Source organism: Argonema antarcticum A004/B2, assembly GCF_023333585.1.
Lineage (GTDB): Bacteria > Cyanobacteriota > Cyanobacteriia > Cyanobacteriales > Aerosakkonemataceae > Argonema > Argonema antarcticum.
The window spans coordinates 32,188-46,300 of the sequence record NZ_JAIQZN010000034.1; the positions used below are offsets into that span (position 1 = coordinate 32,188).

The 14,113-nt window shown below is 41.9% G+C and carries 11 protein-coding genes and 1 pseudogene; 8 read left to right on the forward strand and 4 right to left on the reverse strand.

The window, feature by feature from the left end; translation table 11 throughout:
• Window positions 1–219: 219 nt before the first annotated feature.
• From LAY57_RS16145 to LAY57_RS16155, 3 genes are all read right to left on the reverse strand, one after another.
• Window positions 220–912 carry a uracil-DNA glycosylase family protein gene (locus LAY57_RS16145; RefSeq protein WP_249067809.1) on the reverse strand — a complete coding sequence of 231 codons (693 nt, stop codon included), beginning with the start codon at window positions 910–912 and terminating at the stop codon, window positions 220–222.
• Between the two features lie 89 nt (window positions 913–1,001).
• Entirely contained in the window at window positions 1,002–2,228 is a 1,227-nt protein-coding gene (locus tag LAY57_RS16150) for a DNA methyltransferase (protein WP_249067810.1), read from the reverse strand.
• A gap of 64 nt (window positions 2,229–2,292) precedes the next feature.
• A complete protein-coding gene (locus LAY57_RS16155; RefSeq protein WP_249067811.1) occupies window positions 2,293–3,279 on the reverse strand; it encodes a Bpu10I family restriction endonuclease in 987 nt (328 codons plus the stop codon).
• Window positions 3,280–3,360: 81 nt separating this feature from the next.
• On the opposite strand from LAY57_RS16155, the gene LAY57_RS16160 reads away from it, so the two are divergent.
• From LAY57_RS16160 to LAY57_RS16170, 3 genes are all read left to right on the forward strand, one after another.
• A complete protein-coding gene (locus LAY57_RS16160; protein ID WP_249067812.1) occupies window positions 3,361–4,143 on the forward strand; it encodes an ABC transporter ATP-binding protein in 783 nt (260 codons plus the stop codon).
• 259 nt (window positions 4,144–4,402) lie between these two features.
• Window positions 4,403–6,013, forward strand: a complete 1,611-nt coding sequence (locus LAY57_RS16165; protein ID WP_249067813.1) for an MlaD family protein — start codon at window positions 4,403–4,405, stop codon at window positions 6,011–6,013.
• Window positions 6,014–6,076: 63 nt separating this feature from the next.
• Complete coding sequence (locus LAY57_RS16170; RefSeq protein ID WP_249067814.1) at window positions 6,077–8,320, forward strand: O-linked N-acetylglucosamine transferase, SPINDLY family protein; 2,244 nt, start codon at window positions 6,077–6,079, stop codon at window positions 8,318–8,320.
• 345 nt (window positions 8,321–8,665) lie between these two features.
• Here LAY57_RS16170 and LAY57_RS36530 read toward each other — a convergent pair.
• A pseudogene (locus LAY57_RS36530) lies at window positions 8,666–9,423 on the reverse strand (DUF4277 domain-containing protein).
• 178 nt (window positions 9,424–9,601) lie between these two features.
• Here LAY57_RS36530 and LAY57_RS16180 point away from each other — a divergent pair.
• The 5 genes from LAY57_RS16180 to arsC all read left to right on the forward strand — a co-directional run bounded on the left by LAY57_RS16180 (window position 9,602) and on the right by arsC (window position 14,063).
• Window positions 9,602–11,074 carry a DUF5009 domain-containing protein gene (locus tag LAY57_RS16180; protein ID WP_249067815.1) on the forward strand — a complete coding sequence of 491 codons (1,473 nt, stop codon included), beginning with the start codon at window positions 9,602–9,604 and terminating at the stop codon, window positions 11,072–11,074.
• A 64-nt stretch (window positions 11,075–11,138) separates the two neighbouring features.
• Window positions 11,139–11,474, forward strand: a complete 336-nt coding sequence (locus LAY57_RS16185) for an ArsR/SmtB family transcription factor (protein WP_249067816.1) — start codon at window positions 11,139–11,141, stop codon at window positions 11,472–11,474.
• Between the two features lie 178 nt (window positions 11,475–11,652).
• The gene (arsH, locus tag LAY57_RS16190) at window positions 11,653–12,306 is read left to right on the forward strand and encodes an arsenical resistance protein ArsH (RefSeq protein ID WP_249067817.1); all 654 of its coding nucleotides are present in this window, start codon (window positions 11,653–11,655) and stop codon (window positions 12,304–12,306) included.
• 275 nt (window positions 12,307–12,581) lie between these two features.
• Entirely contained in the window at window positions 12,582–13,649 is a 1,068-nt protein-coding gene (gene arsB, locus LAY57_RS16195; protein WP_249067818.1) for an ACR3 family arsenite efflux transporter, read from the forward strand.
• Window positions 13,650–13,667: 18 nt separating this feature from the next.
• Window positions 13,668–14,063 (forward strand): arsenate reductase, glutathione/glutaredoxin type, encoded by a 396-nt coding sequence (gene arsC / locus LAY57_RS16200; protein WP_249067819.1) that lies wholly within the window; start codon window positions 13,668–13,670, stop codon window positions 14,061–14,063.
• Window positions 14,064–14,113: the final 50 nt, after the last annotated feature.

Below are 14,113 nucleotides of genomic sequence, written 5' to 3' on the forward strand. Positions count from 1 at the left end.
CCGTTTTTCACGATAACTCAAGGGTCAATATGTTCTTTTAGACTCTCAGATTCTAACACAGTTCCTAATTTTCTTAGGAGGTTAAAACCGCTTCAGTCGTTTTTCCTCTCAAGTCTGAAGACGCGCTCGTTTCCAAACTCCCATTTTTTTATTAGTCTAGTATTATACCTAAGACTTATGCACTCAGCGGATGTTCCTGCCTTCTGACCTACCGCCAAACTACTCCTCTGCTGGGACGGGAAATATTTCAGAAAGGTGCTGCTGAAGCAACTGGGGAAATTGGGCGTAGTATTGTTGGTTGAGTGGGGAGGGGTGAGGAAGTGGCATCAGCGTCACCAGACGTTGATGCAGATTACCTAGATCGTCTTTGGCTTGCAGGGTGACTGGAAGGCTGGCGCTATAGCGATCGGGCCGTTCAAAAAACTCCGCTGCAACTCCTTTGCCAGCATAAGGGTAAAACCATTTGAAAGCTTCATTACCTAGCGTAATAATGCGATCGCCTTGCCAATTCATTACCAGCAAACGCTCCAGAAAGGGACGAAACCTTTTCTTCACCGGCTCCGAGTAAGCTTTGTTACCGGGTGGTTTGTAAGGAACCGTGTTGGTGAGGAGAACGCGATCGAGAACGGTTTGCAAATCTTCACTGTGACTCGGCTCTTTGCCATAGATGGCCCGATACAGACCCCGACGTACCAGCGTCCCAGCAGCGCCGTAGAGCGGTTGACCCGCAGATACTTCATCTTTGCCCAAATCCCGCGCAAAAAAGCACAGTTGGCTTTCTAGATTGCCTGCATAGAGAATTGGCATAGTCGGCTTTAGACCCGCAGCAAGATAGACTGGTTCATCGATGGGAAAGGCCGCACTTTCCGCTTCTTGCTGTATTTCTGCTATTAATCGATCGATACTTGACATAGAAACTCACCTTGTGAATCCGTTTTAAAAGTGTATAATTCAGTATCCAACTTCAACCGCGATCGATAAATCCCACTTCTTACCTTATATTACTTAACAGCCTGTGTAGCAGCCCACGCCCCAAGTTTAATAGGAGATTGTAGTGATGGGTTGAAATACGGCGAAGGAAGGATTTTTCCACTTCGCTCAATGGCTTCTTTGATGTTATTGAGAATTTCTCCACTTGCGATATTAGAGGCATTTTGCAATGCCAAAACTCCGACCTGCCGACCAAACTCGCTAGGTGGTTCTAATATTTTACCATCCGGTTTCAAAGTTAGGATATCTTCATAAATAGTGATACCAAAACGGTTTGTAAATTTACGTTCCTGCCATCGTTCAATATTAAAGCCAGCGCCTCCAACAGCACAAAGAGCCAGTAAATGACTGTTATTGAAAGCTATTCCTCGAACTCTGGACTCTCGACCCATGACAAAAATCGCTGTTCCATCTGGATGCAGAATCCGCCGAAGCTCGGCTAATACTAGCATCAAGTCTATACAGAATTGTACCGGAGTCATAAAACGATTTCCACGGTGCTTTCGATTCGATCCCATTTCTGACGGGGCAATGTCAAGTAAATGCCACCCCAACATCTCCATTGCTTTACGGTAGTTCTGATGATAGTTAAAAACATTTATGTAGGGTGGCGAACTTATTACTAAGTCTACACTTTTTTCAGGTAAAGGTAATCCCCGCGCATCACTCATAAAAACATGGCAAGGGCGAGAAGTAAATGAAAGATTGCTTACAATGGCGCGGTTGCGTTCGTAGCTTGATTCAAAATTTTCCCCTGTAAGAACGTCGCCATTTCCCATAGCCAGCGTAACGGTCGTTAATAGCAAAGAGTGTAACATCTCATCACTGGCTGCTTCGTTCAGTAATCGCAGAGATGCTTTTTTGATTGAGTCATTTGGCGGTTGGTTTTTCGGTATTCTAAAGAGACTTGGGGGGAGATAGTCGCCAATATGCTTTTCAATTAGTTCTTCGGCAACAGTAAATATACGCCTGCGTAACAGAATGTTTATATTAGCAAATTTTGCCTGTCTTGCGAACAAAATAGCAGCAGGATTAATATCGCTTCCATAACACTTAAGACCCCGGCGGCTTGCTTCAAAAATGGTTGTTCCGCTACCGACAAATGGATCGATAACTACAGTATCGTCTTGAGCGTAGGCATCCAGAATAAGGTCAACTAAACCAGGGGAAAACTGGCCTCTCCAAGGATAGAAACTTGTTCGCTCCCTATCCAGAAGATCGAGTTTGTTTTGAGGCATAAAATGCCTATCGATTGGAAATGATGCAATTTTTTCAGCTAGGTGGTTCAAATAAAACATAATTTTAGAAGTAGCCTCTAGCCAAGACTTCATCCTCTTGTAAGACGGTTGCACCGAACAGATTCCTCATATGATTGACGAAGCGCAAAACCCTGTCTTCACGTATTGGATTACTAAGAAGAAACTCTCGATGCGAGTTTCGTTGCTTTTTTCGATCGCTGGATTTTGCGAACTTGTTGCGAACATCCGATGCCAACCTTTTGCCCCGGAGAATAATCACCTCATCAATGTTGGTATCGGCGGTGCTTATTGGTGGCATATCTAACCACTCGCAAAGAATATAGTAGCGCGAACCCGGAAACGCCATCTTTAGGTCGCGGGCAGTGCCTAGCAACCCTGGAAACATTGTACTATCTAGGTTAGTTTTGCACTCCGCAGCAAGAAACGCAAAATATATTTTAAGGGTCACGGTGTCATTTGCCGGAAATTTTTCGTCAAAAGAAGACTTTAGGTAGGCCGTGCGACCTACTGTAAAATCCTGATTCTTCTTGCGAATCTGAAGACCAGCACCCTTTTGTGGCGCAGTGAGAGTGGTTGTAAAGTAAGCGCCTGCAAAAGTTGTGCGCGGGCCGGTTATGTAAATCTGCCCTTTCAAGGCAGGGATTATGGCAGGGTCAACTAATCGAGGTAAGAACTCTTCAAGAATCGAGTTGTCCAGCTTTAGTTGTCCTCGCTGACGGTAGAGGAAATCTGCCTCGCTGTCCCAAATAAGTTCAACCTCAACAAACGTTTTGTAGTCGTTAAGGGTATTCACCAAAGCCTTAACCTTTTCGTCACCCTCAGAAGTGATTCCATCCATAGATTTAATCCATTCTCGGTACTTCGCAATCGTGTTTTGAACGCTCTCCTTATCTGCCTGTGGAAGCTTCTGATTACTTAAAAGCTTTTGAAGTTTGTCATAATGAGGTGTGCGACTATCTGGTTGGACAGGCAAAAGGTCTTTTTCTTCACTCTTTAGGTCTTCTTCGGTGATAGAATTAAGTTCTTCCATGTAATTCGTTTTTCATAAGATAAAATGAATTTGCAGAGGTAGTGTTCCTAATAAACTTTAGCACTAAAACATACTTTGCTTATGGCCGATCCATTAATCGAACTGAAGGGAATTAGCAAGTCCTTTGGTGACACTGTAGTACTAGATGAAGTCGATCTGAAGATTTACCAAGGCGAAGCACTGGGTATTATTGGCCCTTCCGGTACGGGAAAATCGACGATTCTGCGGATAATTTCTGGATTGTTGGCTGCCGATGCAGGCGAAATTTATATTCAGGGACAAAAGCGGCTGGGGTTAGTCGAGGATGCAGTAGATCCGATCGGGATCGGGATGGTGTTCCAGCAGGCGGCTTTGTTCGACTCGCTGACAGTGGAGGAAAACGTCGGCTTTGTGCTTTTTCAACATTCTAAACTGCCGCGCCACATAATTCGAGAACTTGTCAACCAAAAGCTGGAGATGGTAGGGTTACCAAGGATTGGCGATCGCTATCCGTCTCAGTTGTCTGGCGGGATGCGTAAGCGGGTGAGTTTTGCGCGTGCGATTATGTCAAATCCAGAAAATTCTCAAGATACCCCAGAAGTTTTGCTGTACGATGAGCCTACAGCCGGATTAGACCCAATTGCTTCAACGGTGATTGAGGATTTAATCCGCCAGTTGCAGTGTCAGGACGGCGGTTGTGGCACTTATGCGATCGTCACCCACCAAGATAGCACCATCCGTCGCACTGCCGATCGAATTGTCTGCCTCTACCGGGGTAAAGTGCAGTGGGAGGGTAGCATCCGGGAGATCGATACGACCGAAAATCCTTTAATACGGCAATTTTTTAGCGGTAGCGTAGAGGGACCGATTCAAGTAATCGGTTAAGATAACTCTGGACAAGTCAATTTGGGATTTGGGATTTGGGATTTGGGATTAAAGAATATTCGCCAACTGCGACAGTCTTTGGTTCTTACAAGCCTTCAAATCTATAGCTAGGGACTAGGGACTAGGGGCTAGGGGCTAGGGGCTAGGGAAGAAGAGTTTAGAATCCGCCAACGTTTCAGCAATTCAGAATGTCCTAACCGCCTTGGCGGTTGCTATAAAATCTAAAATCTAAAATCTAAAATCGGCTGGGGAGGAGGAAATGCGATCGCGAACAGTTCGAGAAGGATCTGTTGGTCTGTTGTTCTTACTGGGAATTGGCGTATTTGGTGCATTGTTTTTGTGGTTGCGAGGGACATATTTTGGCGATCGGACTTACAAAGCTATAGTTGAATTCGCGAATGCAGCGGGTATGCAAATAGGGACGCCAGTGCGGTATCGTGGCGTCGCCGTTGGCAAAGTTACAAACATCAAAGCAGGTGCAAATGGAGTTGAAGTTGAGATTGAAATTACTCAACCAGATTTGGCAATCCCTCGCGATGTTGCAGTAGAAGCCAACCAGTCAGGTTTAATTAGCGAAAACACGATCGACATCATACCGACAAACTCCGTACCGCTAAATCTCCAAGGCGCTAACCCATTAGACCCCAACTGCAAAGACAGCAACCTGATTATTTGTAATAACGCACGTTTGCAAGGTCAAGTTGGCATCAGCCTCGACGAATTTATTCGCGTCGCCGTTCGCTTTGCTAAAGTGTACAGCGATACCAAGTTTTTTGATAACATCAACTCAGCAGTTGAAAACACATCAGTTGCGGCGCAGGGAATCACCCAAGTAACACGGGAACTCTCCGCTTTGCTCGGATCGGTAAAGCAAGATTTAAGAAACGTATCGGCAGCTGCAAATGCCGTTAATCAGACTGCCAACAAATTCGGAGGAACAGCCGACAAACTTAATCAAACTATTGTCGGATTCGGAGAAACTCCTGACCGACTTAATCAAACTATTGCCAAATTTGGAGGAACCGCCGATCGACTTAATCAAACTATTGACAAATTCGGAGGAACTGCTGGTAAACTTAATCAAACTGCTGATAAATTTGCGATAACTGCCAATCAAATTAATGGCACTGTTAATCAAACTGCCAATCGATTTAATGTAACTGCCGACAAATTTGGTCGCGTTGCCGATCGAGTTTCTGTAACTGTCGATCGACTTGATTCAACCGCTACTAGAACTGCCAATAAATTCGGTACAACAGCCGATGAATTGCGTTTAACAGCTACTCAAGCCAGCGGTTTAGTAACCAACCTCAATAATCTAATTACAGCCAATCAAGCTACCCTCGTTAACACGCTAAATAATCTCAGCCAAACGAGCGAGCAACTTCGCGTTACAGTTGCCAATTTAGCGCCTGCGATCGATCGCGTCACCCAAGGAGAATTGATCCATAACTTAGAAACTCTATCTGCCAATGCTGCACAAGCTTCAGCCAACTTACGTGACGTTTCTAATTCTCTCAATAGTCCGACAAATTTGCTAGTGCTGCAACAAACTTTAGATTCGGCTCGCGTCACGTTTCAAAATGCACAAAAAATCACATCTGACCTAGATGAGTTGACAGGCGATCCAGCTTTCCGCAATAATCTACGCAATTTGGTTAATGGATTGAGTGGTTTGGTATCTTCGACAGAGCAACTACAGCAGCAAGTTGAAGTAGCGCAGTTCTTGACTCCTATGGCGGAAGCAACGAAGATGCAGATTCCTGAAATAACTGGTCATATAAATTCCGCTTCTGCTAACCATTCACCTATACCGATCCCAACCCCGATTGCTGAAAATAAGCTAAATAAATTAGGCAATAGGCGCTAGCTTGTCTGAAAATAAAACGTTTTTAAAGTACTATAAATTTAGGCGTAATTGGAAGTGCGATCAATGGAAAAGCAACAATTTAGCCCCGTAATCCAGCCTTTAAATCACCGTCAAGTTCGTCAGCAAATTGCCGAACAATGGCTCAGCATACCACCAGAGCAACTTGCAACTGCATACTCCGGCGATACGGGTAAGGCGCACCAAGCGCTACTGAATAGCGGCATCAAAGATGAACCTCTAAACGATACGGAGCAGATTTTTGTCGAGCGGTTAGCGGCACAGATTGCCAGAGGCTTTGATGACCCCAAAGCCATCAACTATTTACTAGCCGCCATGCTATACCGCCGTGCCGACCAATTGCCGTTGCAGTATGAATCTGCCTATATTATCCCCAGTTGGTTTTTTAATGACTATCTAAAGTTTATGCTCTCATCTCCGAGCTATTTCCACGACATTGGAGAGGTAGAAGATTACTATAAACATATGCAGCAATTCTTAGATTTTGTGCATACAAATATATTCAGCAATCGTAATTCAAAATACTGGCAAAATATAGCTTTAGTTTTAGTTCAAAATGCCAACTTTATCCACCTTTATTTTAGCATTATAAATTTGAAGGACATTTACACTAAACGAGCAGATATCATCGAATTTACTTTAAAAAATTTGGGTCATCAGATTGATTACATTTTTCCTGATAGACCCTCACATAGAAACAAAATTTGCTTGGGAATTTTAAATTTTAATTTCACTCCCCACACAGAGACTTTCGCGACGCTTCCTATTTTTGAGTATCTAAACAGAGAGAAATTTGAAATTATTCTCTATGCCATTAATGTAAACAATCATCCACTAGATTTGTATTGTCAGAATTGTGCTGATCAATTGGTTAAACTACCTAAAAATCTGCCAGATTGTGTACGGAGAATACGCGCTGATGACTTGGATATTCTACTGATTGGAACCAATGTGACTGCTGTTACTAACAATATTACTCTATTAGCAATACATCGATTGGCACGGGTACAGGTTACATCTGTGTCTTCTCCTGTAACCACAGGAATGCGAAATATTGACTATTACATTTCTGGGGATTTAACAGAATATGTACAGGATGCACAACAGCAATATCGGGAGCAAATACTAACCATTGATGGAACAGCCCATTGTTTCAGTTATACTATGGAAAATGAAGCTTATCCAAGTAGATGCAACAGAGAAACTATAGGTATTCCAGAACAATCTCTGGTGTTTATTTCCTCTGCTAGTTTTTATAAAATTATTCCAGAGTTGAGGCAAACTTGGGCTAAAATTCTAGCAGCAGTCCCTAATTCTGTGTTGTGCTTATTTCCGTTTAATCCTAGTTGGAATAACTCTTATCCTAAAACACAGTTTATAGATTGGATGCGTTCTGTATTTGCAAAGTATGGCGTTGAAAAAGACCGTTTGATCTTTGTCGATGCGCTGCCAAATCGTGCGGAACTTAAAAAATTCTTAAAAGTTGGAGATATCTATTTAGATTCATACCCATACACTGGCTCTACTTCACTCGTCGATCCCTTAGAGATAGGTTTACCCACTATTGTCATGGATGGTAGCTCTTTCGGTAACTCGTTACGCTCCAGACAAGCGGCAGCACTACTGCGAGAGTTGCAAATACCAGATTTAATTGCAGATAGCGAAGAAGCTTATATCAAGTTAGCCATTAACCTCGCCACTAATCCAGAATTGCGAGAGGTTTATCGAGAGCAAATTACGCAAAAAATGCAGAGAAAACCCAGATTTTTGGATAGTCGTTCCTACTCCAATAGAATCGGAACCGCATTTGAAAAGTTGTTCCAAGAGTGGCAAAGGTTAGATACAGAAAAACAAGCATCTCTAACGAATCAAAGCGCTGCTAATGAATTGCAGGAAAAACCGATCGATTCACCCCAGTTTCTGAATTTGCTAAGTGGCTGTGTGAACCTCTACGAAATCGATCCATCCGATGAATCGGTATTAGCTGAATTACGCTTGATTAGGAAACGGATAGCTGATTTTTGGTTGAATGCAGCAGTTGAAGAACTGGAAAGTCTCTACTTGGGAAATGTGGGTAAAGCTCATCAAATTTTGCTCAATAGTGGGTTTAAAGAGGAACAACTAACTGAAGCAGAACAGACTTTTGTAGATGAATTAGCAGCAAACCGGGCAAAAAGATTTGACGCTCCGAAAGATATCAATTACAGACTGGCGGCTATGCTGTATTGCCGTGGTAATCAATTGCTCTTGGAAGCGAATGGCACTTGCTTCTCTGAGTGGTTAGAATGATACCAGAATTTGATGGAGGATTATGCCCAATCCTCGGTGTCGCTATTTCGAGTTTTATAACCCACATTCCGCAGATCTGACTCATCTTACTAATATTTTTGAAAAATCCAAGCCAGAAAAACTTTTCTAGCCTAAGTTTTTCGCCTTTGGCTTCTACTATTCGGTCAATAAGTAGATAATATCTAAAGTTAACACCACTTTTTTTAAACTTAGACGCACTCTCTCAATTAATTAGACAATTTATTCAAACAAATCGATATAATCCTAGCCAATCCAACAATTCGATTGACCTAGAATTCCTTTTATTAATAAAAAGTATCATCTAAATAAGTCGAATACTCATCATTAAATAATTAGATAATACTCACCACAACCTTTCCTAAATAATAGAGAATTTTCTGATGCTCCTCAGTTAAATTACTCACCTGCTTCTCTCCATTGACTATTATCAAATGTACCGCCTGAAACACCTGAAATACCCAGCGCATTGTCGGTCTATTTGTTAATTTATTTACCTGATTTTTAATCCCACTTCCAGATGATTCTAATTCTGGCCTTAGCTTTCTTTGTGCTAAAGTATAGACCAATAAACAAAGTCCCATTATCATCGCAATTGCTTCCACTAATTCTCCGGATTGATTAGCTGGGTTTACTTCTTTTTCTCCTCCGGTATTTTCGTCCTCTCCATGTACATACATTGAACTCCCATCTAAATGAATACTATTCATTTTTACTTGAAATTTCTGGGCGGCTTTCAGGGCGATTGCTGTAAATAATTTTGTGGTTCCGGCTTGATAATATTTATCTAGTGTTCTGGCTAGTCGGTCATCGTTTAAGTGTGATGGTAAAACTCCTTCTCCTATTAGATGTTCTGTTGCTTTTCCTCCGAAAAATTTTTCAAATAGGTATAATGGGGCGCTCAAAAATCCTAATCCATTCAAAATCATCGCTTTCATTACTTGTCCAGGAGTTAAGGTTTCTTTTGTTTTTATTCCCACTTTTTTATTAACTTCTTCTACCAGTTCCATTTCATCTATTATTCCGGCTATTATGACTAAATGGTCGATATTTAGGACTTTTATGGCTAAGGCGGACTCTTTCATAGTTTTTCTCAAAAGTGTTGCTGACTCTATTATTTTAGCTTAAAAAACCCTGAAATGATTGCTAGGCAATCATTTCAGGCTATGGTTCGGCGAAATTCTAAATAATTAAATTGGCCTTAATATCTGCGGAATGTGGGGTTAAAAGTGTATGATCTGCAAATAATAGCCATATTCAGATATGTTAATTTTTCCAGTAAACCAAAAACGCGCCTACGCCTTAGATGCCCTGCGTGGATTCGCCGTTTTAGCAATGATCTTATCGGGTACGATCGCATATCGCATCTTACCGGCTTGGATGTATCACGCCCAAGTCCCGCCACCAAACCATAACTACAATCCTAATCTGCCCGGTTTAACCTGGGTCGATCTTGTATTTCCATTGTTTTTATTTTCAATGGGTGCAGCCATACCCCTGGCGCTGTCTCGTCGCCTTGCCAAAAAAGTTTCTCACCCAGAACTTATTTTACACATCCTTAAAAGAGGATTTTTCTTAGCAACATTCGCCATCGTTCTTCAACATCTGCGACCAAGCATGATCAGCCAAGACTCTACTCTAGAAAAATGGGGGATTGCTTTATGGGGATTTTTAATATTATTTTTTATGTTTGTACGTTTGCCAGATTCATTGCCAAAATGGCATCGCAGAGCAATTCCAGTTATAGCCTGGATATCTGCGATCGTACTTTTGTCTCAACTCCAATATCAGGATGGCGGCGGATTTGAACTCGCTCGTAGCGATATTATCCTCATCGTTCTAGCAAATACTGCTGTCTTTAGCTCGCTAATTTGGCTGTTTACTAAGTCTAATTTGCGGCTGCGGCTGGGATTTTTGGGCTTATTACTAGCTTTGCGTTTGTCAGCTACCGTTAGTGGCAGTTGGATTGCTCAAATTTGGTCAGCTTCTCCCGCACCTTGGATTTTCCAATTTGCGTATTTGTCCTATTTGTTTGTGGTCATTCCCGGAACAATTGCTGGCGATTTAATTTTATCGTGGGTAAATACTACAACACCTGCGGAAGTAGGCGGAAGCGATCGAATTATTGAGCAGCAAGAATTATCGATTAATCCACCTCTGCAATGGCAAATAAATCGTTTTTATACCATTATTTTGTTGATATTGGCTAACTGTTTGGTGCTGCTGATTGGATTGCAAGGTAGATGGGTATGGCAAACAACGTTAGTCAGCGGTGTACTTTGTTGGGCTGGTTGGTTTTTATTTACCAAACCAACTAATGAAACAGAATACTTAATCAAAATGTTGTATAATTGGGGCGTTTACTGGCTGGGCGTTGGCTTACTCTTTGAACCTTTCCAAGGCGGGATTAAAAAAGACCCATCAACTTTAAGTTACTATTTTGTAACCACAGGCATGGCCTTTTTTATCTTGATTTTATTTACAATAATCATAGATGTTCTTAACCAAGGAAAATGGCTACAATTATTAATTGATAATGGTCAGAATCCCATGATTGCCTATGTGGGATTTGCCAATCTAGTTTGGCCTATTCTGATCTTAACTAGAGTTGATGCGTTGGTTATACAAAATACCAAAACTCAGTTACTTGGATTCTTTAAAGGGATTGTTTATACTCTGCTCGTAGCGTATATTGTGAGTTTGTTTACCAGACTGAAACTATTCTGGAGGACTTAGCGAATTTGTCAGATCGATTGTGCTTTGGATAGGATAGCTGAAGAGACGTTTCAAAAAAAACTTGATGGTAAACCTACCTGCCCTAGCACCAACTGACATCGCTTCTGGCTTTCATGCCTTATCTGACCCCCTGCGGCTTCAGGTCTTGGATCTGCTACGCTCTCAAGAGCTATGCGTGTGCGAACTCTGCGAACAATTGGGGGTCACTCAGTCTAAACTGTCGTTTCACCTCAAAACCCTCAAAGAGGCAGGCTTAGTTCGATCGCGCCAAGAAGGACGCTGGATTTACTACACCCTCAATCTGTCTGTGTTTATCGTCTTGGAGCAGTACCTGGCAGAATACCGTCGCTTCAGTACTATCTTACCCGCTCGCTCCTGCCGGGACGCCAGTTATAGCTAGGGGCTAGGGGCTAGGGGCGTGTTTCAAGGGTTTCAGGAATTAAGAACGTCCTAACTGACGAAAGCCGTTGCTATAATCCATCAACTTTTTTTATATTATTTTCCCCTTAAGCTTCATCCTTGGTACTTGACAAATCAATTTTTTTTGAAATGATGGTATTATAGTCTTTAAGTAATTTATGCCGACTTTTGAACATCCACCCAGGATTTTGTTTTTGTATGGTTCTTTACGCGATCGCTCCTACAGCAGACTACTAGCTGAAGAAGCAGCCCGGATTATTGAAGGATATGGTGCAGAAATCCGATTCTTCGACCCCCGTGAGTTACCCATTTATGGCAGCGTACCAGATACACATCCAAAGGTTCAGGAGTTAAGGGAATTAAGCGTGTGGTCTGAGGGACAAGTGTGGTCGAGTCCAGAGATGCACGGGCAAATTACCGGCATCATGAAAAACCAGATTGATTGGATTCCATTAACTTTAGGCGCAGTTAGACCCACTCAAGGCAGAACTTTGGCCGTAATGCAGGTAAGTGGTGGTTCTCAATCCTTTAATGCCGTCAATACTTTGCGACTTCTGGGGCGCTGGATGCGGATGTTTACCATCCCCAATCAATCTTCTGTTGCTAAAGCCTACCAGGAGTTTAACGAAGATGGGACGATGAAAGATTCTCCCTACCGCGATCGCGTTATTGATGTGATGGAAGAACTCTATAAGTTTACCATCTTGCTGCGAGAGCAAGTTGATCACCTGACCGATCGCTACAGTGAACGCAAAGAAAAAGCTGCCAAACAAGTTATTGAAGTGGCAAACAAAGCTCTAGAGGTTTCATAAACTCAATTTGCCCTAATTTGTCGTTTTAGAGCAATCTTTGGCATAATACCGTCGCTTCAGTAATATCTTACCTCTGGTTCATAATCCCTTATGTCGTAACCTTTTACCTCTTACCTCAACGCTCGCCCCTAGCTATAACCTCATTTTTGGTACTTGACAAATCAACTTTTTTTGAAATGATTTAGTTATAGACCAAGTGCAAAAAGGTGGTGCCTTATCCCATTTGGGTATACAAGTTGAAAGTTCAGAAAATGTTCGGCAGCTATCCATAAATCATGACGAAAAAACCTCTAACAAAACAACTTTCTTTTCTCGATCGCTTCCTAACATTGTGGATATTTTTAGCAATGTTTGTAGGCGTCTGGCTGGGATATTTCATTCCTGGAATAGAAGAATTTATCAACCAATTCCAAGTAGGAACAACTAACATCCCCATTGCCATTGGCTTAATTCTGATGATGTATCCGCCACTTACCAAAGTGCGATACGAAGAATTAGGAGATGTATTTCGTAATACTAAGATTCTCAGTTTATCTTTAGTGCAGAACTGGGTTGTTGGCCCGATTTTAATGTTTGTACTTGCCATTGTCTTTTTGCGGGATTATCCCGAATATATGGCAGGCTTAATTATGATAGGATTAGCCCGCTGTATTGCAATGGTAATCGTGTGGAGCGAATTAGCCAAAGGAGATACGGAATACACCGCTGGATTAGTCGCATTCAACAGTATTTTCCAAGTTTTGTTTTACAGCGTTTATGCTTGGTTTTTCATTACAGTTCTGCCACCTTTATTTGGCTTAAAAGGAAGCATCGTCTCAATTGGGATTGGAGAAATTGCCCAGAGTGTTTTCATTTATTTAGGAATTCCCTTCATTGCCGGATTCCTGACTCGCGTTGCTTTAGTAAAAGCCAAAGGTAAGCAGTGGTATCACCATAAATTTATTCCCAAAATCAGCCCTATCACTCTAATTGCCCTACTATTTACAATTGTGGTAATGTTTAGCTTAAAGGGCAATTTAATCGTGCAAATTCCAATGGATGTTGTGCGAATAGCAATTCCACTACTCATCTATTTTGTAGTAATGTTCTTAGTTAGTTTCTATATGGCATGGAAAATCAAAGCTGACTACGCAAAATCTGTGAGTTTAGCTTTTACTGCCGCTAGCAATAATTTCGAGTTAGCTATTGCTGTTGCCGTTGCAGTATTTGGAATTAACTCTGGTGCTGCCTTTGCTGCCGTCATTGGGCCATTGGTAGAAGTGCCGGTGCTAATTAGTTTGGTGAATGTAGCATTCTGGATTCGGAAACAATATTTTAAAGTTTCCGAAGCAAAAGCTCTCTAGTAAAATAAAGGATTAGCAATGAAACGAGTGATGTTTGTTTGCAAGAAAAATTCTTGCCGTTCCCAAATGGCTGAGGGATTTGCTCGCACTCTCGGAGAAGGTAAAGTATCTGTTACCAGTTCGGGATTAGAGGCAAGTCAGGTTCATCCCATAGCTGTTCAAGTAATGGATGAAATTGGTATTGATATCACAGAGCAAAAATCTAAGCCTTTGAGCGATTTTAAGTCAGAAGATTACGATATAGTGATTTCTTTATGCGGGTGTGGAGTTAACTTGCCAGAAGATTGGGTATTGCGAGAAGTTTTTCAAGATTGGCAGTTGGACGATCCAGATGGGCAAGCAATAGAAGTTTTTCACAGGGTGCGAGATGAAGTTAAAGAACGGGTAGCAAAACTGGTTGAATCTGTTAGTTAGTAAGTAAACGGGCATAATTAAACATAAAACTGCTGCGCCCTTAGAAACCC

Bases quoted from the DNA above. Each gene is read 5' to 3' on its own strand.
- LAY57_RS16145 (WP_249067809.1), bottom strand. From the start codon at position 912: ATGTCAAGTATCGATCGATTAATAGCAGAAATACAGCAAGAAGCGGAA.
- LAY57_RS16150 (WP_249067810.1), bottom strand. From the start codon at position 2,228: ATGCCTCAAAACAAACTCGATCTTCTGGATAGGGAGCGAACAAGTTTC.
- LAY57_RS16155 (WP_249067811.1), bottom strand. From the start codon at position 3,279: ATGGAAGAACTTAATTCTATCACCGAAGAAGACCTAAAGAGTGAAGAA.
- LAY57_RS16160 (WP_249067812.1), top strand. From the start codon at position 3,361: ATGGCCGATCCATTAATCGAACTGAAGGGAATTAGCAAGTCCTTTGGT.
- LAY57_RS16165 (WP_249067813.1), top strand. From the start codon at position 4,403: ATGCGATCGCGAACAGTTCGAGAAGGATCTGTTGGTCTGTTGTTCTTA.
- LAY57_RS16170 (WP_249067814.1), top strand. From the start codon at position 6,077: ATGGAAAAGCAACAATTTAGCCCCGTAATCCAGCCTTTAAATCACCGT.
- LAY57_RS16180 (WP_249067815.1), top strand. From the start codon at position 9,602: ATGTTAATTTTTCCAGTAAACCAAAAACGCGCCTACGCCTTAGATGCC.
- LAY57_RS16185 (WP_249067816.1), top strand. From the start codon at position 11,139: ATGGTAAACCTACCTGCCCTAGCACCAACTGACATCGCTTCTGGCTTT.
- arsH (WP_249067817.1), top strand. From the start codon at position 11,653: ATGCCGACTTTTGAACATCCACCCAGGATTTTGTTTTTGTATGGTTCT.
- arsB (WP_249067818.1), top strand. From the start codon at position 12,582: ATGACGAAAAAACCTCTAACAAAACAACTTTCTTTTCTCGATCGCTTC.
- arsC (WP_249067819.1), top strand. From the start codon at position 13,668: ATGAAACGAGTGATGTTTGTTTGCAAGAAAAATTCTTGCCGTTCCCAA.